Raw genomic sequence first — 19,894 nt, forward strand, 5'->3', positions numbered from 1 at the left:
GGTGCAGTTATTTATGTGTTAACTCTCTAAAATGAATTTTTTAAGTCGAGTAAATGCTGTATTTGGATTATCTCTCCACACACCATGACCACAATCACTAAATTGCTCAAATTGGACAAACTGTTCTGGTAAAGCATCAACGATATCACGAGAATCATCTATAGGACATACTGGGTCAAGTTCACCAGCAAGGACAAGTACAGGACATTGCGCATGAGTTAGACCAGAAAGAAGGTTCATATCTTTATACTCTCCATTTATCCATCTAAAAAGTATCTTACTGTTAAAGGTTGCACGTAATGCGGCATTGTTATTTGAGGAAGTAACAGTATTGTAAAATGGTCTGCATACTTTTTGATAAACATCATAAGATGACTCATTTGGGTTTGTCCAAAATTCACTTGCGACATTACTAGTTTCGTCACCACCTAATCGTTTAAACATTGCTAACTTTCGAGTGAGTCCAAAATTATGAGATGTACTTGACAATATTACTTTTAATGGGTGCTTTGGATGTCTTTCAATATATCGTTGTGCTACAAATCCTCCGAAAGATTGTCCAAACACAATAGGTTTTGTAATACCAAGAGTATCACAGAGCTTCACTATGTCGTCCGCTAAGTTATCAAGTGTCAATTCGTCCATTGGACGTTTATCACTTCTACCATGTCCTCGGTGATCGTAATAGATGATTTGGGCTATGTCAGATAGTTGAGAGAAAGCAGGCTTGAAACTAGCGTGATCATAACCAGGTCCTCCATGAAGAAGAATTAGCGTGGGTTTTTCTCTCATTGTCGAAGCATCTGGCACTAAACTTACTCCTTCTGTATCTACAAAAAGATGAACATTCGGTTCAATTAAAATTTTCATTTAAGTTTCATTCTTTTATAAGATATTAAGAAATCTTTAGTCATAATCTCAATGGTTCGGACTAATTGCACCTAACGATAAGCTAAAAATCGTTTCAATGATTCTTTAGCAACTGATAAGTGAAGTTCGGGAATTTTAACTAAAAAAGCTAGTATACATTGACAGCCATACCTTTTGATCTGATAAAATTTATTTAGCCGTTACTTTCTTAAACGGCCTAATGATCAATCGGGCTTCGCGATCAAACCGGATGTAGTTATAGACCCAATTAATAAAAACCACTACCCTATTTCTAAAACCAATTAAAAAATAGAGGTGCACAAACATCCAAACAAACCAAGCAAAAACCCCTTGAAACTTAAACTTGGGTAAATCAACAACAGCCTTATTTCTTCCTACGGTGGCCATGCTACCTTTGTCTTTATACACAAAAGGTTTTAGCGGTTTATTTTCCACTATTCTAACCAAGTTCTCTCCCAAATTTTCTCCTTGCTGCATAGCGGGTTGCGCCATCATAGGGTGTCCATGTGGAAAAGCTTCGGTTTCCATTTGCGCCACATCGCCTATGGCAAAGATCTCTTTGAATCCCTCAACCTGATGGAATTGGTTTACTCTTAACCTACCGCCACGACAAAGCAACTCTTTTGCATCCAAACCATCGATACAAGCCGCTTTTACTCCTGCTGCCCAAACCAAAGTTTCCGATTCAAAAGAAGTATCCGTATTAGTGGACACATGCTTGCCATCATAGTCCGTAACTCTAATATTCTTCCAGACATTGACTCCAAGGTCTTCCAAAAAACCTTCCGCCTTGCTTGATGCAATTTCACTCATAGCAGGAAGAATTCTATCGCTGCCCTGTATTAAATTGATTTGTGCTCTTCTAGTGTCTAAATCTGGATAATCCTTTGGTAAAATTCCTTTTTTAATTTCTGCCAACGCACCTGCAAGTTCAACTCCTGTAGGGCCGCCGCCAACAATAACAAAATTCATTAAAGCATCACGTTCATGTAAATCATCCGTCAGCAATGCTTGTTCAAAATTTTCTAAAATAAGGCTACGAAGGTTCAAAGACTGGGGAATGGACTTCATGGCCATCCCTTTGGTCTCAATATTTTTATTTCCGAAGAAATTAGTTTCAGATCCTGTGGCAACAACCAAGTAATCATAATCTATTTCTCCAATATTGGTTTGCAACATCTGTTTATCAGGATTAATCCTTCTAACCTCGGCCAATCTAAAGTAAAAATTGGGGTATCCCTGAAGCACCTTTCGTATAGGGTAAGCAATTGAATCTGGTTCCAAACCTCCAGTAGATACTTGGTATAACAGAGGTTGAAAAGTGTGGTAGTTGTGCTTATCTATTAAAACCACCTGTACTTCTTTTTTACAGAGTTTTTTAGCAAGTGCTATGCCTCCAAAGCCACCACCTATGATAATGACCCGAGGAAAACTGGATTGAGGAATATTCATAGTTGACATGGCGGCAAATTTACGCATTCCCTAATGTTCAAAATCATTTTAGGATAGGTTTTTTAGTATCTTTAAAACCTGACTAATCAAATAATAATCCAATGAAAAGAATACTACTATTCAGCATCGCCCTTGTCTTATTTATTTCTTCATCTTTTTCACAAGAAGACAGAGACATTGCACTAAAGAGTTTAAATAGCAAAGCCCAAGAATATGGAGACATAGCACACGAAATCTGGGAGCTCGCTGAAATGGGGTATTTGGAAAACAAGAGTTCCGCCTTATTGCAGAAAACACTTTCTGATCAAGGTTTTTCCATTAAAAAGGGAGTTGCCGGTATTCCAACTGCTTTTATTGCTGAATATGGTTCTGGTTATCCCGTAATTGCTATTCTGGGGGAATATGATGCATTACCAGGTTTGTCCCAACAAGCAGTTCCTGAAAAGAAATCAGCCGACAAAGCTGCCGGACATGCTTGTGGACATCATCTTTTTGGAACTGCCTCTACCGCTGCTGCAATCGCAGTAAAAGACTGGTTAAGGAAAAGTAAAACACAAGGCACCATCCGTTTTTATGGCTGCCCTGCCGAAGAAGGAGGTTCAGGTAAAGTGTATATGGTTAGAGAAGGGCTTTTTAATGATGTAGATGCTGCATTGCATTGGCACCCAGGATCTCAAAATGCGGCAAGTGCCGGGGCTGCTTTAGCGAATAAATCTGCGAAATTCAGGTTTCATGGGGTCTCTGCCCATGCTGCAGGAGCACCAGAAAGAGGTCGTTCTGCACTTGATGGTGTTGAAGCCATGAACAATATGGTGAATATGATGAGGGAGCATATTCCACAAGAAGCACGTATACATTATGTGATTACAGATGGGGGAAAAGCGCCAAATGTGGTTCCCAACTATGCAGAAGTCTATTACTATGCCAGACATAACAAAAGAGATGTTGTTATAGATATTTTTGATCGCATGGTTAAAGCTGCGGAAGGAGCGGCTTTAGGTACAGGAACAACAATGGAATATGAAATGATCGGTGGTACTCATGAACTATTGCCCAACCTTACCTTGCAAAAGATAATGCACGATAACTTATCAAAAGTTGGTGGCATTACATACACTGCTGAAGAAAAAGCATTTGCAGATAAAATTTCCGTTAGTTTAGGTTATGAGGAACTGGATATGGATAGAGCAACAGGAGTTCAACCGTATAAAGAAGAAGCAAGAGCTTACGGATCTACAGATGTTGGTGATGTCAGTTATACAATTCCGACTGTAGGTATGGGCGCTGCAACTTGGGTGCCAGGCACTCCCGCTCACAGCTGGCAAGCTGTTGCCGCAGGGGGAACTTCCATAGGTACAAAAGGGATGATGGTGGCTGCAAAAACCCTCACACTTACTGCAATGGATCTTTTTGAAAAACCAAGCACCATTGATAAGGCTAAAGCTGAACTAGAGGAGCGAAGAGGGAAAGACTTTAAATATATTCCTTTATTAGGAGATAGACCACCAGCGCTTGACTACCGAAAGTAAAGACAGGTTTTCTTAAGAAGAATGTAACAAATGTTGCTTTATGGGTACATATAAGGCAAACTTACCAACCTAAGTGAATAAAGAACTGGAACATCGTTTTGTGACGGAGCTTGAGAACAATCAGAACATTGTTCACAAGGTGTGTACGTTGTACACCAACGATAGAGACTCGCACAATGACCTGTTCCAAGAAATCACTATTCAGTTATGGAAAGCGTATCCCAAATTTAGAGGAGATGCCAAGTTTAGTACATGGATGTACAGAGTGGCATTGAATACTGCCATAACACTTTATAGAAAATCAAAGAAACGAGTACAGACCCAAGACTACGATTCGGTAATTTTTAAAATTAAGACCGACGAATATGATGACACGGAGGAAAAACAGCTAAAGCTGATGTATGATGCAGTAAAGCAATTGGGTGATATTGACAAAGCATTGGTTTTTCTATATCTGGAAGACAAAGATTATGCAGAAATATCGGAAACCTTGGGTATAACCGAAGTAAATGCGCGAGTGAAAATGAATAGAGTGAAAAACAAGTTAAGAACCATACTAAATCCTTAAGTTATGATGGATGAACTGGAACTCTTAAAGAAAGACTGGCAGAATAAAGAAGAACATCTTCCTAAACTCTCCTATGATCAGATCTATAAAATGATTTGGAAAAAATCATCTTCCATAGTCAAATGGATTTTTTATATAAGTCTTATTGAGTTTGTCTTTTGGGCAGGAATAAATATTGTATTCAGTGACCCAGAATCTATGCAAGAGCTAAAAGCCATGCATATCTACAATGTTATGATGGTTTTAAATTTTGTGAACTATGGCGTAATTCTATATTTCATTTATAAATTTTATAAAAATTATAGAAAAATATCCTTTACTGATTCCTCAAAAAAATTAATGAGAACCATACTTGATGTAAAGAAAACAGTAACCCAATATGTTTGGTTCAACCTCATAATCTTCGCTATTACGATGATCATAAGCATTTATGGGGTTCTTATATTCGGTCCACAGGGAAAGGAAATAATAGCATCTGCCATGCAAGATGGGAATGAGGCTACTTTCTGGTTTTTGGTGATTACGGTCTCTATCGTTTTTACAGCGGTGCTACTGGTATTAATATGGCTGTTTTATAAGTTACTTTACGGAATTCTTCTTAAAAGACTCAAAGAAAATTATAACGATTTAAAAAAGTTGGAAGTCTAGTCACCACGGTAACTATATCTCCTTTTTTGATGATCTGCTTCATAAGCAGCAAGTTCTTCTTTAGAAAGCACCTTTAAGAAAGAAGGATGTTGTTCTATAGCATATTCCAACTTCTCCATAATGGAATCAATAGACTCATTTTCGTAGTCGATCTCAAGTGGTTCCTTTATCTGCATGGACTGGAGTATTCCTTTCTTTTTGACCCGCAATCCTTTTTTATCAAAAGACCGTCTAAAACCATCAATGACAACGGGCACCACAACTGGTTTGTATCTCTTAATAATATGGGCTGTTCCTTTTCTAAGTGGTTTCCATGGAGTGGTTGTGCCTTGTGGGAAAGTAATAACCCATCCATCTTCCAAAGCCATTGCTATATTGCTAATATCACTGAATTTAACTTGTCTCTTAACATCTTGCCCGTCTGCTCTCCAAGTTCTTTCAATGCTAATGGAACCCGCATAGGCCAAGATTTTGGCAATCAAGCTTTGCTTCATGGTTTCTTTGGCTGCTACATAATAAATGTTCAGCTTAGGGTTCCAGAGGTAGCCAAGATTTCTTATGGAATCATCCCTACCTTTTAAACTGGCATTGAAAACATGAAACATCGCAACCACATCAGCAAAATAAGTTTGATGATTACTAACAAAAAGAACGTTCGTATCTGGTAAATCGCGAATGATTTGGGAACCCTCAATTTCCAAAGTATTAAATCCTTTGTATCGCTGATGGGTCATCATTCCAGCAATACGAATCAACCATCGCTTTAAAAATAAAATATGCCCAAAAGGATTTTCTTTAAATAGCCCCATGTAGTATTCTGATATGGGCTAATTTACAAAATAGGATTAAAGCACTTGCTCCAAAAGTTCCTTGATTTCACTCATCATCATTGCTGTTGCTCCCCAAACCGTATAACCATTTAATTTATAGGCTGGTACATTAATGTTTTTTGCATAAGAGGTACTCAGATTTTCTTCAATATGATTAGAATTATCAAGAAAATCACGTAAATACACCTCAACCAAGGCTTCTACTTCGCTCTCCTGTATTACAAAACGTCCCGGATTTGAGTAGATTCCCATAAAAGGTTGTACCAAAAAATTACTGGGTGGTATATACACCTCACTTAGTTCTTTTAGCACTTCAACAGATTCTGGGGTCACTCCAACTTCCTCATGTGTTTCTCGCAACGCAGTTTCTAAAATGTTTTCATCTTTTTCTTCCACTTTACCTCCGGGAAATCCAATTTGATTGGAGTGAACCCCTTGATATGTTTTACGTAGAATAAGAAGCAATTTGGTGTTTTGATTTACATCTGGGTAAAAAAGAGCCATAACCCCTGCCCTTTTGGGGTTCTTTTTTGCTATTTCATTGGATTTCAACCATTGAATTCTCATTAAAGGGGACATTTTATGATGAGAATCTGTTCCGGGAAGTGGTAGATCTTTTATTTTTAAAGCTTGTTGATAAAATTCTTTAAAATCCATGTTTTTAAAACAATCGGCTTTAATTACAAGTATACTATTATTTTTCTTGGTCTCTTGTGGAGAATCTCCTAAAAAAAATAATTCTACAACTCAAGAAACCACTGCAAAAATAGATTCTGTTCCTAAAGAAACTATTGCTGAAGAAGTAAAATCTGAAGAAGAAGCATTTATTCTGAATGAAGAGAATGCTATTGATTTCTTTTTCAACTACGCAAAAGATTTAAAGGAAGACAAAGTGAAGCTGACCACCAGCATGGGAAGTTTCACGGTTCAACTTTATGACAACGTCCCGTACCACAAAGCAAATTTCATCTATTTAACCCGAATGGGATATTTTGATAATACCCAATTCCACCGTATTGTTAAAAATTTCATCATTCAAGGTGGAAATTCTGATGATAAAGAAACTCCAAGAAAGAGAAGAGCCATAGGAAGGTATCTTCTTCCACCAGATGTTAATAAAGGGCACAAACACCATAGAGGAACCATTTCTATGCCAAGCAGTGATAGGAGTAACCCCCATAAACTGGCATCACCATATGAGTTTTTTATTGTTGTGACCAAACCAGGGTCTTATCATCTAGATGGGTCTTATACCCCTTTTGGAAAGGTAATCAACGGAATGGATGTTGTAGACGCCATTAGCAATGTTGAGGTTGGAGATGGCGATTGGCCTTGGAAAAACGTATATATTCTTAAAGCCGAAGTACTGTAATCAAGCTTCTTTTTTATAAATATTGGGTAATCGTATTCCCAATTTCACTGCTAAAACTCTTAACATAATTACTACAAAAATTGCGGCCATGTATGCGTAATTCTCTTCTATAGGAAGCTGGGTAAATAAAAAATAGCTGGCTCCTCCCAAAATACAGGCAGTGGCATAGATTTCTTTTCTAAAGATCACTGGGATTTCATTGCAAAGAATATCCCTAAGTACTCCGCCAAAACTTGCTGTCATGGTACCAAGAGCAATGCACATAATAGGTGAAAGTTCAGCTTGCAGCCCTTGTTCTATACCTAGCATTGTATACAGCCCAATACCAATGGTATCAAACAAAAACAATGATTTTCTAAGGTATTTTAATTGATTGACGAAAATAACGGCAAAAACAACAGTTATTGCAATTGTTGAAACATAGGTCAAATCCCGCATCCAGACAACAGGGGTGTTGCCAATAAGCAAATCGCGCAAAGTTCCACCTCCTATTGCCGTTACAAAAGCAATGATAAGCACTCCGAACAAATCCAATCGCTTCTCCATAGCGACCAACACTCCAGATATAGCGAATGCCACAGTTCCTAAAATATCTATGGATTGATAAAACATACTTACAGGTTTTGAGTGTAGTAATTATAATCTTTTAAAACTGTATCTAAAAATTGGACATCGTATAAGTTGGAGTTTGTGTTTAAAATACTCTCAACCTTTACCCTTAATGCTGTAAGCGTTTTAAAATCATTGCTCTTTCTGGCAATTCGGAACGTATCTTTTATAAGCCTCACATCTTTATCGGTGAGCAAGGTCACATTGGTAAATTGAGGAACATATTCATCATTAACTTCTTCTAAAATGGTGTGGGATACTTTTGTTTTGTTTTTGGTGCTTATTACCACAGTGCCTGCTGCTGCATCCCCTACGCGTTGTCTTCTTTCTGAAAAAAGTATTGACAATATTCCAATGGAGCCTAAAAATATCCAAATATCTACCAATCGTAACATCCATCTAACCAAATAATTGCTCCAGTGAACCGGTGTACCATCTAATCTAACAACTCGCATTTTAAGCAGCATTTTGCCAACGGTTCTACCATTGAAAATACTGTGCATTAAAAGTGAATAAAACATGGCTGGTAAAAAAATAAGTGATGCAAGGCCCCTTTGGGTCCAAGTGTCATCATAGATATAACCAATAGCATTGCTTACAACACTGACCAAATATGCGTACATATACAATATGAGGCCATCAATCAAAAATGCAACAATTCTTTCTCCAATACTTACAATTTTATAATCTAGGTTAACATTTTGCGTTGTATTGATTTGGAGGTTACCCATATAACAGTAATTTTAGCTTTACTTATCTCTTTTTATGCGCGAAGCAGCCTTTGTAAAACAAAATAAGGAAAAATGGATAGCATTTGAAAAAGCTATTGCACTTAGTTCCAAAACCAACCCTGATGTTTTAGTAGATGGTTACATTCAACTTACAAATGACTTGGCATATGCACAAACGTATTACGAGGAAAGTAAGACTTTATTGTATCTGAACTCATTAGCGTCTCAGGCCCATCAGAAGATTTATAAGAACAAAAAGGAATCGGGCAACAGAATAATTAACTTTTGGGCACGTGAGTTTCCTCTATTTTTCAAACAATATCATAGCACATTAGCTACAACTTTCTTAATCTTCCTTTTGGCTTCGGCTATTGGATGCATCTCTGCATTAAATGATTCAACCTTTGTACGGCTAATACTAGGAGATGGTTATGTAAATGAAACACTGAACAACATTGCAAATGGTGAGCCAACGGCTATTTACAAAAGTGGAAGTGAGATTGGAACCTTTCTTGGCATTACAATCAATAATATAAGAGTGGCATTTTTAGCATTTGCTTTTGGAGTAATTACAAGCATTGGAACAGTTTATATTCTTTTTAGTAACGGAGTTATGCTGGGCGCTTTTATTACATTTTTTTATACCAAAGGTGTTTTCTTTGAAGCCAACAAACAGATATGGCTGCATGGTACCATAGAAATATCAGTAATTATAATTGCCGGTTGTGCAGGTCTTATTATGGGAAATAGTATTTTGTTTCCCAAAACATTTTCTAGGCGTGTTTCGTTTATGAAAGGCGCAAAAGATGGGCTAAAAGTTGTGGTGAGCACTATTCCATTTTTTATTATCGCCGGATTTATTGAAGGGTTTATTACCCGCTACTCCAACATGCCAAATTGGTTGGCTTTTGCAATAATTGGCCTGTCATTGTTGTTAATAGTATTTTACTATATCCTTTATCCCATTTTAGTAAACAGATCATATGAAAGACAAATACATAGAACTTAGAGTAAACCATGATTTTGGTGATATTCTAACCACTTATTTTGATTTTTTAAAACAAAACATAAAGAAATTTACCAACGTTTTTATTAGCTACAATGGAGTATTTCTTGTAGGCTTACTTATTACAAGCTACCTGTTGGTATCTGGTTTTGTCGGACTTATTGCTGAAGAAGGGGGTTTTTCTGGAAGTGGACTGGGACAGAGCGGTGATGAAACGTATTGGATCTACATTATAACAGGTGGAATTTTGTTTTTTGTGATTTTTATTCTTGTAGCTGGGTTAAATTTTAGCCTAAGTTCTTCTTATTTGGTACAATATGAAAAATCCAAGGGTCTTGGGTTTGATAAAAAAGATGTTTGGAATCTTACAAAAAGTAAATTTGGCAATACATTGGTTTTTATTTTACTCCTCATTCCAATTTACTTGGTGTTTGTAGTTGTAGTAGTCATTACAGCTTTTATTCCATTGATAGGTTTGTTTGCCCAATATATTCTTCAATTTTCTCTCGCTGCCTGGATCGGGGTCTCCTTTTTCAGTATGCTAGAACAGAATAAAGGAGTAACGGAGGCATTTGGTGAAGGTTGGAATCTGGTGAGTAAAAACTTTTGGAAGTCCGTTGGTGTAAATTTCATTCTTGGCTTGCTCAATGGCCTCCTTTTTTTCATCATATTGCTTATTCCCCTTATCATTGTGGGTCTTTATACTTTTCATGTTGTAGAAAATGGGGTTGATGTAGCAAGTTCCATAGTATCAACCGTTGTATATACGTTGGGGCTTTGTCTATTGTTGATTTTATCAATCTATGCACAATGTCTTTCTCAAATTGTAAATGGTATTCTTTTCTATACACTACATGAGAAAACCTATAATGTAAACACAAGAAGTAAAATAGAGCAAATAGGACAATCTAACTAGTGATAAAAAACATCTTCTATTTATTTTTTCTTTTGTGGGTATCCACAATATTCTCTCAGAATGATTCTATAGTCTTGCCTATTGATGAAAATTCTGTGCTACAAGAACGTAGAATGTATGAGGATTTAAAAGAGAAGTACACTGGAGATGAGTTTAATTATGAAACAAATACCGGGGAGTCCAAAAATCTATTGGCTCGTTTTATAAAATGGCTTTTTCAAGGTATTGGTGATGCCGTTGGAATAAATATCGCACCCAATACACTCTTAGTGCTTGAATATATTATTTACGGTTTAATGGGGATATTGGTCATCTACCTTTTAATAAGAATATTTATCAATGAAAAGTTTAACTCCATATTCACCAAAAAAGCAAAAGCCATACTAGATATTGATTTAACCGAACAGCATATTGAGGTAATCGATTTAGACTCTTTAATGAGTGCAGCGCTTAAAAACAAAGATTACCGGCTAGCTATACGATACCAATACCTGAAAATCTTAAAACAATTATCGCAAAAGGAGATTATTGAATGGCACTTTGATAAAACCAATGTGGATTATGAGAAAGAAATTGGGGAATCCAAATTGAGAAATGACTTTAAGAAAGTTTCATATCTATATGAGTATATCTGGTATGGTGAGCAAATCATTGATGAGGTAGGTTATACAAATGCCAGTTTTAGATTTACCCAATTAAACAACGCAATATCGCAATAGTATCTATGGATAAGAAATCTAAAATAGTACTGATTATCTTCTCTCTAGTTGTAGTGGGTATTATCGTTGCGGAAATTGTAAGGCCCAAACCAATTAACTGGAGGCCATCCTATACCGCATCCTCTAAGATACCTTTTGGCTGTTATGTTCTTTACAATGAACTATCCACTATTTTTAATGGCAGCGATATTGATACTGTTGAAGAAAGTGTTTATGATGTGCTTGTGGACAGGGATAAATCAATTGAGTCCAACTATATATTTATCAACGAGTATATTAACCTTGACAAACAAGAGACCAATCAAATGTTGGATTATGTGAGTGATGGAAATACGATTTTCATTTCTGCCACAGGTTTTGGGAACTATCTGTCCGACACACTGAACATTAGCATTGAATCAGATTATAACTTGAAAGAAGGCTCCACTAAATTGAGTTTGACACACAAAGAACTAAAATCTAAAAAATTTGACCTCTCTCGTGGAATTTATAACTCCCATTTTACAAGTGTAGATTCCACCAATACTACAATTTTGGGCCACATAACCTATCTAAAAGAAGACTTTATTGATGCTAAACCTGCACAAAAATTTAGGAAGGCCAACTTTATAAAAACAAAATTTGGAAAGGGCCATTTCATTTTAAACACTACCCCGCAAGCCTATTCTAATTTTTACATGCTCAAAGGAAACCAAGAGTATGTTTCCCATACCTTTTCTTACTTAAAAGACAAGGAGGTTTTATATTGGGATAATTATAAAAAAGCTGGGCGTGTTATCATTAATTCACCAATGCGTTTTGTTTTAAACCAACCAGCGCTTAAATGGTCATATTATTTAATGATTTCGGGGGTTTTACTTTTTGTTTTTTTTAAAAGTAAAAGGGAACAAAGAATTATTCCGGTCATTGAGCCTTTAAAAAACTCATCAGTGGAATTTGCACAAGCTGTGGGTTCGCTATATAATCAAAACAAGGATTTCACAGATTTAATCAATAAAAAACTCAACTATTTTTTAGAACATGTTAGAAGCCATTTCCATATAGACACTTCAAAGCTAAACGATAAGACCATTCAGGTTTTGGCAGCTAAATCTGGTAAAGGGATAGAAGAAACAAAAAACTTAATAGATTACATCATCAAACTAAAAAACAAGGCTACGCATACTGAGCAAGATAGCATTGAACTTAATAAAAAAATAACTGCCTTTAAGCAATAATAGAATGGAAGAAAAAGAACGACAAGAGGATTCATTACAGTTTAACTCAAGAGTAGACCTAACCAAATTACAGGAGGCAGTTGCCCAAATAAAATCCGAATTGGGGAAAGTGATCATTGGCCAACAAAATATGATTGAATTGCTCATTATTTCAATTCTTTCCAATGGCCACTCACTTATAGAAGGTGTTCCCGGTGTGGCCAAAACGGTAACCGCAAAGCTGTTGGCAAAAACAATGAATGTTGATTTTAGCCGTATTCAGTTTACTCCAGATTTAATGCCGAGTGATATTTTGGGAACTTCAATTTTTAATGTAAAAACATCGGAGTTTGAATTTAAGAAAGGTCCATTGTTTTCCAACATCATTCTAATTGACGAAATCAATCGTGCTCCGGCAAAAACGCAGGCAGCACTATTTGAAGCCATGGCGGAGAGACAAATTACCATAGACGGCACAGAATACAGTATGGAACCTCCATTTTTAGTATTCGCCACCCAGAACCCTGTTGAACAAGAAGGCACATATAGGTTACCAGAGGCGCAATTGGACCGTTTTCTTTTTAAAATCAATGTCCAATACCCAACCCTAGAGGAAGAGGTGGAAATTCTTGAAAGAAAACATGAACAAAAGAATACCCAGGTAGAACTACTAATAAATTCAATATTGTCTGCAAAGCAAATTGCAGAATATCAAAATACCATAAAGGAAATAATAGCTGAAAAGAACCTAATAAAATATATAGCCTCCATAGTTGACAATACAAGGACCAACGCCAATCTTTATCTTGGGGCATCACCAAGGGCATCAATTGCCATTATGGATGCATCAAAAGCATTGGCCGCTATAAGTGGGCGGGATTTTATTACACCTGATGATATTAAAAAAGTGGCAACACCTATACTAGCCCATAGGATTATTTTAACCCCAGAAAGAGAAATGGAAGGATTAACGGCAGAGCATGTGGTTAAGCAGATTATAGAAAGCATAGAGATTCCTAGATAAAAACCATAATCCTTGAAAAAACTGTTCAGACATATTTACTTGCAAAAACGCTTTTTTATAGTGATAACAGCCATTGTATTTGGTTTTTTGCTGTCATACATGGTAGAAAATATTTTTGGGGCGATAAAAGTTTTATTCTATGTGTTTACACTCTTACTTATAGTCGATGTGTTATTGCTGTTCACTTCAAAAGGGAAATTGGTAGGCCAACGAATCTTGCCGGACAAACTTTCTAACGGAGATGACAATTTAATCCAGCTAGAAATAACAAACACCTACCTTTTTCAGGTCAACACAAAAATAATTGACGAGATACCGTTTCAATTCCAAAAAAGGGATTTTGGTTTAACCAGTAAGATTGCAAGCGGTGGAAGTAAGAGCTATAACTATATGCTTAGACCAACTGAACGAGGCGTCTATTCTTTTGGCAGTCTAAACCTTTTTGCTATTTCCCCAATTGGTTTTCTTGCAAAAAAGTATGAGTTCAATCTGGATCAAAAAGTATCGGTATATCCTTCTTTCCTTCAACTTCAAAAATATGACCTCATTGCTTTTACAAATCGCTTACATGAATATGGCCTAAAAAAAATTAGGCGTATTGGACATACCATGGAGTTTGAACAAATTAAAGATTATGTTCTAGGGGATGACATTAGAAACATTAATTGGAAAGCTACAGCAAAGAGAAACCAACTAATGGTCAATCAATATCAAGATGAAAAGTCCCAACCCATATATTCTGTTATTGATAAGGGAAGAGTAATGAAGATGCCTTTTGATGAGCTGAGTCTTCTAGATTATGCGATTAATGCAACTTTGGTAATTAGCAATATCGCAATAAAAAAACACGACAAAGCAGGTATGTTTTCATTCAGTGATAAAATTGAAAACCGCGTTGTTGCTGAACGAAGAAGCTCACAAATGAATTTAATTTTAGAAACACTCTATAATTTAGAAACCAATTTTATTGAAACTGATTTTAGTAGATTATATATTGATGTCAAAAGAAATCTAAATCAAAGGAGCCTTTTGCTGCTTTACACAAATTTTGAAACATTGGATGCCCTGCATCGGCAATTACCATATTTACAGGCCATTGCCAAACAACATCTGTTGGTGATCATATTTTTTGAAAATACTGAGTTGAATAAATTTGCAACTGAAAAAGCTGAGACAGTACATCAAATTTTTGAACAAACCATTGCTGAGAAATTCATTTACGAGAAAAAACTAATTGTAAATGAACTTAGAAAATATGGGATACAAACCATTTTGACCAAACCTGAAAACTTGACCATCAATACTATCAATAAATATCTGGAAATTAAAGCAAGAGGCCTTATCTAGACCTTCTTATTGAGAGTAGTTATTTCTTAAAAATGTTGAAGAAAATCCAAATGAGGTTAGGCTTGGTAGCTCTCCATCGTCAACCAACCAATTTTTATCTCCCATTTTAACCTGAAAATCATCTGTTTCTATATGTTCCGTTGTAAAACTTCCCCGAAGTCGTTTATTACGTTTTTTAGAAAAGACATCAATAACAATTCCTACGGTAACTCCCCCTAAAATAGTTGCTAATAAATCGTCATTGTCCCAGCCATTATCTCGTTGGCCAGCATCCACAGTTTCTTTAGCCAAACCAATTAATGTACTTCCAGCCACTGCTCCTACAAACGTCCAGACTCTATTTCCGTCTGAAGCTTGTTTGGCAATACCGGCTCCGGCCAAACCAAAAAGACTTCCTCCTAAAAAATGAAGTGCCTTATCACGCTCTATTTGACCATAGAGCTGTGACACAAGTACAAACAACACTAATGTGGGGATTAGTTTTTTCATATGCCCGGTAAATGTAAAAAAAGTTGGCTACTTTAAAAATTTTTAACTGCTTCTCTGGCTTCACCAAATTCTGTCATCAAATTTTTCACGATTTCAGCTACGGGTTTAATTTCATGAATCAACCCAGATACTTGTCCAATCTCCAATTCTCCTTCAACAAGGTCACCCTCAAACATTCCACGCTTGGCCCTTGCCCTGCCCAATAAATTCTTTAAATCTTCAGGTGAAGCACCTTGCTCGTATGCCTTTTGCACATCTTCATAAAATTTATTTTTGAGCAAACGTACCGGAGCTAATTCCTTTAGGGTTAAATGGGTGTCCCCTTCTTGGGCTGCAACTATTTCTTCTTTAAATAAATCATGTGAGGAACCTTCTTCGCTTGCCGCAAATCGGCTACCTAACTGAACGCCATCTGCACCCAATACCATAGTTGCAAGCATGGCTTGCCCAGTGGCAATTCCCCCTGCTGCAATCAACGGAATACTGATTTTTTCTTTCACCGAAGGAATCAAGATCAAGGTGGTTGTTTCATCCCTACCATTATGTCCTCCTGCTTCAAATCCTTCAGCTACAATTGCATCAACACCTGCATCTTGTGCTTTTAATGCAAATTTTACACTGCTGACTACATGTACCACCGTAATTCCATGTTTCTTTAAAAACGCTGTCCATGTTTTTGGGTTTCCAGCAGAGGTAAAAACTATTTTTACACCACTGCTCACAATAATTTCCATCAACTCATCAATATTGGGATACAACATTGGAACGTTTACCCCAAAAGGCTTGTCGGTAGCTTTTTGACATTTATCAATATGTTCTTTTAACACATCTGGGTACATGCTTCCGGCACCAAGTAATCCAAGGCCTCCTGAATTGGATACTGCGGATGCCAATCGCCAGCCACTAGCCCAAATCATTCCTCCTTGAACAATTGGATACTTAATTCCGAAAAGCTGCGTGATTCTATTTTGGTCCATACTTATGAAATGACTCCTGAGCCGATAAGTTCATCAGCAATATACCAAGCCACAAACTGACCTTCTGTAATAGCGGATTGTTTTTCTTTAAAATCTACATAAAGTCCACCATCTGTTTTGTACAGCGTAGCTTGTTGCAAGGGTTGTCTATATCGGATTCTTGCCATAACCTCCATGGTTTCATCAACACTTAAAGCTAGATTCTTTCTAACCCAATGTAATTCGTTATCATGTACAAAAAGTGTATGTCTTAATAAGCCGGGGTGTGATTTACCTTGACCGGTGTAGATAATGTTTTTATCAACATCGGTATCAATCACAAACAGGGGTTCTTTGGTTCCCCCAACATTCAACCCTTTACGTTGTCCAATAGTAAAATAATGAGCTCCTTGATGCTCCCCCACTACTTTTCCATCAGCTTCTGAATAAGATGGCTTTTCAGCATGAAAGGCAAGTTCCGCAGTTTTAGAATCGAACTTTGGGACACTCATATTAAACTGCTGGGCATCGTAAGGAACCTCAACAATTACACCTTTTTGGGGCTTTAATTTTTGTTGCAAGAATTCGGGCAAATGTACTTTTCCGATAAAGCATAGTCCTTGTGAATCTTTTTTATCCGCCGTTATCAAATCATTTTCTGTTGCAATCCTTCTTACCTCAGGTTTTGTGAGTTCACCAATTGGAAACAGCGTTTTTGAAAGCTGTTCTTGGGACAACTGGCACAGAAAATAAGATTGGTCTTTCTTACCATCTACTCCTGCTAAGAGTTGATATGTTTCAATACCATATTCATTTTGTATAATGCCCTTTCTGCAGTAGTGTCCGGTGGCAACATAATCTGCCCCCAACTGCAATGCAATTTTCATGAACACATCAAACTTTATCTCGCGATTGCAAAGTACATCTGGATTAGGTGTTCTTCCCCTTTCATACTCATTGAACATATAGTCTACTATACGTTCTTTATATTCAACGCTTAAATCTACCGTCTGAAATGGAATTCCCAATTTATCAGCAACGATCAGTGCATCATTACTATCTTCTACCCACGGGCATTCTTCTGAAATAATCACAGAATCATCATGCCAATTTTTCATAAACAACCCAATGACCTCGTACCCCTGCTCTTTTAATAGATAAGCAGAAACACTTGAATCCACACCCCCAGAAAGTCCAATGACAACTTTTTTCATCATGCTCATTTAGCCCTGCAAAAGTACAAAAAGGTCACGATTTATACTACCTGAGTCATAACCATATTATTTAGAATCACGCCGGTAAAATTCCAAGAAAAGATTAGCTCTAATCAATCTGAAAAAGCGACATAAGGCAGAAAAATACTTATTCATTTTGATTAAATAATTACGTGAAATATTAGACAAAGTAAAAAAGTTGTGAAAATTTACAAAAACGAATTCAAACTATAGATTGCTTTAAATCCAAAACTGTTTTAAAAGAAAATATGTATTGTGCAAAGCATATTTAAAGACTTTTTATGATTGATATTCATAAATAACATGTATTATCATCGATGATGAATGCTAAAATTGTTAAACTTTTTATAAAAAAAGTTAAACAGAAAGCAACCTATTTTGTTTAATAACATCTTTACAACATTAAACAACATAAAATCATTTATACCCATGAAAGCACTAATGAAATTATCCCGATTAACCTTATTGGTTTTCACCCTGATTCTTACATCCTGTTCGGATGATGACGACAATTCAACACCAGTTGTACCCTCAAGTAACATCGTAGAAGCTGCCATTGCTACTGCAGACTTAAGCAGCTTGGTAAGTGCCCTTCAAAAAGCTGATGAAAGCGCCGACAACGATTTAGTTAGTGCTTTAAGTGGTGATGGCCCTTTCACGGTCTTTGCACCTACCAACGCTGCATTTGCAGGTTTGTTTGCACAATTGGACGGATTTGATTCTTTGGATGATTTTAGCACCCAAGAACTTCAAAACCTATTGGCTACCATTCTAACATACCACGTTATTTCTGGTACAGGTGCGCTTTCTTCTGATTTAAGTGATGGTCAAACTTTGACAACACTTCAAGGAGGTACTCTAGATGTTTCCACGCAAGGTGGTGTCTTTATTGGTGATGCTACAGACGTAGATGCCGAAGTGACCACTGCAAATGTTGAAACCACAAACGGTGTGGTACACATTATTAACAAAGTACTGTTGCCACAGCCTATTTTGGATGAATTGGCCGACATCATTTTGATTCCTATAACAGATTTAGCCCTTGGAAATGAAAATCTTCAAAGTTTAGTAGCAGCTTTGACCGCAGCTAACGGAGACTTACCAACAGTACTAAGAGGTGATGGTCCTTTTACGGTATTGGCACCTTCAGATGATGCTTTTACAACTTTCTTGGATGGAGCTGAACTAGGCGATATTCCAGTTGATGTTTTAACCAATGTTTTACTAAATCACGTTATTAGTGGTGAGTTGATGGCTGCAGATTTAATTGCTTTAGGCTCTGGATATACCAATACGCTTGCAACAGGTGCAGGTGATGAAAACATTAGTATTTTCTTTGATACTGCTGATGGCGTTGTGTTCAATGCAGCATCAACGGTTGAAACTCCAAATGTAAAAGCATTAAATGGTGTAGTGCATGTAGTAGACGCAGTTATAGATATACCAAATATTGTGGATCATGCATTGGCCAATCCAGCCCTTACTTCTTTAGTAGCTGCACTTACTGATGGTGGAAATACTACTTTCACAGATCTATTATCCAATGATGAAGAGGTATTTACTGTCTTTGCGCCAGTAAATGATGCATTTGGTGCATTTACAAATCCAAATTCCAATGATATTAATGATATCCTTTCCAATCATGTAATTGTTGGCGCGGCGGCATTTTCATCAGGATTGACAAATTCTTATGTAAACACTGCTGCTGAATTTGCTACTGATGAAAATTTAAGTCTTTACATTAATACAGATGATGGCGTTACTTTAAATGGCATAAGTAACGTTGCCATTGCAGATATTGTAGCTTCCAACGGAGTTATTCATGCTGTAGATGTTGTAATCGATTTGCCAACAGTAGTTACTTTCGCAACAGCGAATCCAAACTTTGATTCTTTAGTAGCTGCTTTGACCACTGAAGGTCAACCCGATTTTGTTACAACATTGCAAGGTAATGGTCCATTTACTGTTTTCGCTCCAACTAATGATGCGTTCCAAGCACTTTTGGATAGCAATGATATGTGGAACGGATTACCCGATATCGACTCTGGTTTATTGACCAGTGTTTTACAACACCACGTGATTTCCGGAGCCAATATACGCTCGGGAGACTTAACTCCTAATGGCGATACTGTCACTCCTGCAACCTTGGAAGGAGATAGTTTTACCATAACATTACCTGGCACCGATGGCAATATTGCTAACGTTACCGATGGTGCTGGCAATATGGGTATTGGTATTGATGCCGTGGATGTTCAAGCCGTAAATGGTGTTATTCATGTATTGGATGCTGTATTACTTCCAGATACTACAAATTAATTATAAAAAGAGGGCCATTTTGAGAACAATGGCCCTCTTTTTTCACTTCAACAATTAACC

General features: G+C 36.8%; 20 protein-coding genes. 11 read left to right on the forward strand and 9 right to left on the reverse strand.

The window, feature by feature from the left end:
- Positions 1 to 18: 18 nt before the first annotated feature.
- Positions 19 to 870 carry an alpha/beta fold hydrolase gene (locus tag SJY44_RS14305; protein ID WP_396590251.1) on the reverse strand — a complete coding sequence of 284 codons (852 nt, stop codon included), beginning with the start codon at positions 868 to 870 and terminating at the stop codon, positions 19 to 21.
- A 189-nt stretch (positions 871 to 1,059) separates the two neighbouring features.
- Entirely contained in the window at positions 1,060 to 2,343 is a 1,284-nt protein-coding gene (locus SJY44_RS14310) for an NAD(P)/FAD-dependent oxidoreductase (protein ID WP_396592095.1), read from the reverse strand.
- Positions 2,344 to 2,444: 101 nt separating this feature from the next.
- Here SJY44_RS14310 and SJY44_RS14315 point away from each other — a divergent pair, with 101 nt between their 5' ends.
- The 3 genes from SJY44_RS14315 (at position 2,445) to SJY44_RS14325 (ending at position 5,088) form a co-directional block, all read left to right on the forward strand.
- On the forward strand, positions 2,445 to 3,872 hold the full coding sequence (locus SJY44_RS14315; protein ID WP_396590252.1) for an amidohydrolase: 1,428 nt from the start codon (positions 2,445 to 2,447) through the stop codon (positions 3,870 to 3,872).
- Positions 3,873 to 3,945: 73 nt separating this feature from the next.
- Positions 3,946 to 4,440, forward strand: coding sequence for a sigma-70 family RNA polymerase sigma factor (locus tag SJY44_RS14320; RefSeq protein ID WP_298927673.1), 495 nt, complete (start codon positions 3,946 to 3,948; stop codon positions 4,438 to 4,440).
- Between the two features lie 3 nt (positions 4,441 to 4,443).
- Positions 4,444 to 5,088 (forward strand): hypothetical protein, encoded by a 645-nt coding sequence (locus SJY44_RS14325; protein WP_298927676.1) that lies wholly within the window; start codon positions 4,444 to 4,446, stop codon positions 5,086 to 5,088.
- Here SJY44_RS14325 and SJY44_RS14330 read toward each other — a convergent pair.
- Positions 5,085 to 5,897 carry a lysophospholipid acyltransferase family protein gene (locus SJY44_RS14330; protein ID WP_298927678.1) on the reverse strand — a complete coding sequence of 271 codons (813 nt, stop codon included), beginning with the start codon at positions 5,895 to 5,897 and terminating at the stop codon, positions 5,085 to 5,087. The two genes, SJY44_RS14325 and SJY44_RS14330, sit on opposite strands and share 4 nt — an antisense overlap.
- 36 nt (positions 5,898 to 5,933) lie before the next feature.
- A complete protein-coding gene (locus tag SJY44_RS14335; RefSeq protein WP_396590253.1) occupies positions 5,934 to 6,575 on the reverse strand; it encodes an NUDIX hydrolase in 642 nt (213 codons plus the stop codon).
- On the opposite strand from SJY44_RS14335, the gene SJY44_RS14340 reads away from it, so the two are divergent.
- Positions 6,574 to 7,290 (forward strand): peptidylprolyl isomerase, encoded by a 717-nt coding sequence (locus tag SJY44_RS14340; RefSeq protein ID WP_396590254.1) that lies wholly within the window; start codon positions 6,574 to 6,576, stop codon positions 7,288 to 7,290. The two genes, SJY44_RS14335 and SJY44_RS14340, sit on opposite strands and share 2 nt — an antisense overlap.
- On the opposite strand, the gene SJY44_RS14345 is transcribed toward SJY44_RS14340, so the two are convergent.
- Positions 7,291 to 7,902, reverse strand: coding sequence for a trimeric intracellular cation channel family protein (locus SJY44_RS14345; protein ID WP_298927686.1), 612 nt, complete (start codon positions 7,900 to 7,902; stop codon positions 7,291 to 7,293).
- Between the two features lie 2 nt (positions 7,903 to 7,904).
- Positions 7,905 to 8,630: an RDD family protein gene (locus SJY44_RS14350; protein ID WP_298927688.1), complete on the reverse strand. Its 726-nt coding sequence runs from the start codon at positions 8,628 to 8,630 to the stop codon at positions 7,905 to 7,907.
- Positions 8,631 to 8,664: 34 nt separating this feature from the next.
- On the opposite strand from SJY44_RS14350, the gene SJY44_RS14355 reads away from it, so the two are divergent.
- The 6 genes from SJY44_RS14355 to SJY44_RS14380 are packed head-to-tail and all read left to right on the forward strand — an operon-like array spanning position 8,665 to position 14,838.
- Entirely contained in the window at positions 8,665 to 9,639 is a 975-nt protein-coding gene (locus SJY44_RS14355) for a stage II sporulation protein M (RefSeq protein WP_298927691.1), read from the forward strand.
- A complete protein-coding gene (locus SJY44_RS14360) occupies positions 9,614 to 10,552 on the forward strand; it encodes a hypothetical protein (protein WP_396590255.1) in 939 nt (312 codons plus the stop codon). The genes SJY44_RS14355 and SJY44_RS14360 overlap by 26 nt, the downstream gene beginning before the upstream one ends.
- Positions 10,552 to 11,271 (forward strand): hypothetical protein, encoded by a 720-nt coding sequence (locus SJY44_RS14365; protein ID WP_396590256.1) that lies wholly within the window; start codon positions 10,552 to 10,554, stop codon positions 11,269 to 11,271. The genes SJY44_RS14360 and SJY44_RS14365 overlap by 1 nt, the downstream gene beginning before the upstream one ends.
- A 5-nt stretch (positions 11,272 to 11,276) precedes the next feature.
- Complete coding sequence (locus tag SJY44_RS14370) at positions 11,277 to 12,488, forward strand: DUF4350 domain-containing protein (RefSeq protein ID WP_396590257.1); 1,212 nt, start codon at positions 11,277 to 11,279, stop codon at positions 12,486 to 12,488.
- A gap of 4 nt (positions 12,489 to 12,492) precedes the next feature.
- Entirely contained in the window at positions 12,493 to 13,491 is a 999-nt protein-coding gene (locus SJY44_RS14375) for an AAA family ATPase (protein WP_396590258.1), read from the forward strand.
- A gap of 12 nt (positions 13,492 to 13,503) precedes the next feature.
- Positions 13,504 to 14,838, forward strand: a complete 1,335-nt coding sequence (locus tag SJY44_RS14380) for a DUF58 domain-containing protein (protein WP_396590259.1) — start codon at positions 13,504 to 13,506, stop codon at positions 14,836 to 14,838.
- A gap of 6 nt (positions 14,839 to 14,844) precedes the next feature.
- Here SJY44_RS14380 and SJY44_RS14385 read toward each other — a convergent pair whose 3' ends face one another.
- Genes SJY44_RS14385 through mnmA form a run of 3 tightly spaced genes read right to left on the reverse strand, consistent with a single transcriptional unit; the run spans position 14,845 to position 17,497 of the window.
- Complete coding sequence (locus SJY44_RS14385) at positions 14,845 to 15,327, reverse strand: hypothetical protein (protein WP_396590260.1); 483 nt, start codon at positions 15,325 to 15,327, stop codon at positions 14,845 to 14,847.
- Between the two features lie 32 nt (positions 15,328 to 15,359).
- Positions 15,360 to 16,304, reverse strand: a complete 945-nt coding sequence (locus SJY44_RS14390; protein ID WP_396590261.1) for an NAD(P)H-dependent flavin oxidoreductase — start codon at positions 16,302 to 16,304, stop codon at positions 15,360 to 15,362.
- Between the two features lie 2 nt (positions 16,305 to 16,306).
- Positions 16,307 to 17,497: a tRNA 2-thiouridine(34) synthase MnmA gene (mnmA, locus tag SJY44_RS14395; protein WP_396590262.1), complete on the reverse strand. Its 1,191-nt coding sequence runs from the start codon at positions 17,495 to 17,497 to the stop codon at positions 16,307 to 16,309.
- Between the two features lie 450 nt (positions 17,498 to 17,947).
- On the opposite strand from mnmA, the gene SJY44_RS14400 reads away from it, so the two are divergent.
- Positions 17,948 to 19,834, forward strand: a complete 1,887-nt coding sequence (locus SJY44_RS14400; RefSeq protein WP_396590263.1) for a fasciclin domain-containing protein — start codon at positions 17,948 to 17,950, stop codon at positions 19,832 to 19,834.
- The last annotated feature ends 60 nt before the right edge of the window (positions 19,835 to 19,894 follow it).

This window comes from Allomuricauda sp. R78024, assembly GCF_044596045.1.
GTDB lineage: Bacteria > Bacteroidota > Bacteroidia > Flavobacteriales > Flavobacteriaceae > Flagellimonas.

Coding starts and splice junctions, on each gene's coding strand:
- mnmA (WP_396590262.1), bottom strand. CDS start 17,497: ATGAAAAAAGTTGTCATTGGACTTTCTGGGGGTGTGGATTCAAGTGTT.
- SJY44_RS14400 (WP_396590263.1), top strand. CDS start 17,948: ATGAAAGCACTAATGAAATTATCCCGATTAACCTTATTGGTTTTCACC.
- SJY44_RS14345 (WP_298927686.1), bottom strand. CDS start 7,902: ATGTTTTATCAATCCATAGATATTTTAGGAACTGTGGCATTCGCTATA.
- SJY44_RS14325 (WP_298927676.1), top strand. CDS start 4,444: ATGATGGATGAACTGGAACTCTTAAAGAAAGACTGGCAGAATAAAGAA.
- SJY44_RS14305 (WP_396590251.1), bottom strand. CDS start 870: ATGAAAATTTTAATTGAACCGAATGTTCATCTTTTTGTAGATACAGAA.
- SJY44_RS14330 (WP_298927678.1), bottom strand. CDS start 5,897: ATGGGGCTATTTAAAGAAAATCCTTTTGGGCATATTTTATTTTTAAAG.
- SJY44_RS14340 (WP_396590254.1), top strand. CDS start 6,574: ATGTTTTTAAAACAATCGGCTTTAATTACAAGTATACTATTATTTTTC.
- SJY44_RS14385 (WP_396590260.1), bottom strand. CDS start 15,327: ATGAAAAAACTAATCCCCACATTAGTGTTGTTTGTACTTGTGTCACAG.
- SJY44_RS14315 (WP_396590252.1), top strand. CDS start 2,445: ATGAAAAGAATACTACTATTCAGCATCGCCCTTGTCTTATTTATTTCT.
- SJY44_RS14310 (WP_396592095.1), bottom strand. CDS start 2,343: ATGAATATTCCTCAATCCAGTTTTCCTCGGGTCATTATCATAGGTGGT.
- SJY44_RS14360 (WP_396590255.1), top strand. CDS start 9,614: ATGAAAGACAAATACATAGAACTTAGAGTAAACCATGATTTTGGTGAT.
- SJY44_RS14375 (WP_396590258.1), top strand. CDS start 12,493: ATGGAAGAAAAAGAACGACAAGAGGATTCATTACAGTTTAACTCAAGA.
- SJY44_RS14335 (WP_396590253.1), bottom strand. CDS start 6,575: ATGGATTTTAAAGAATTTTATCAACAAGCTTTAAAAATAAAAGATCTA.
- SJY44_RS14355 (WP_298927691.1), top strand. CDS start 8,665: ATGCGCGAAGCAGCCTTTGTAAAACAAAATAAGGAAAAATGGATAGCA.
- SJY44_RS14390 (WP_396590261.1), bottom strand. CDS start 16,304: ATGGACCAAAATAGAATCACGCAGCTTTTCGGAATTAAGTATCCAATT.
- SJY44_RS14370 (WP_396590257.1), top strand. CDS start 11,277: ATGGATAAGAAATCTAAAATAGTACTGATTATCTTCTCTCTAGTTGTA.
- SJY44_RS14350 (WP_298927688.1), bottom strand. CDS start 8,630: ATGGGTAACCTCCAAATCAATACAACGCAAAATGTTAACCTAGATTAT.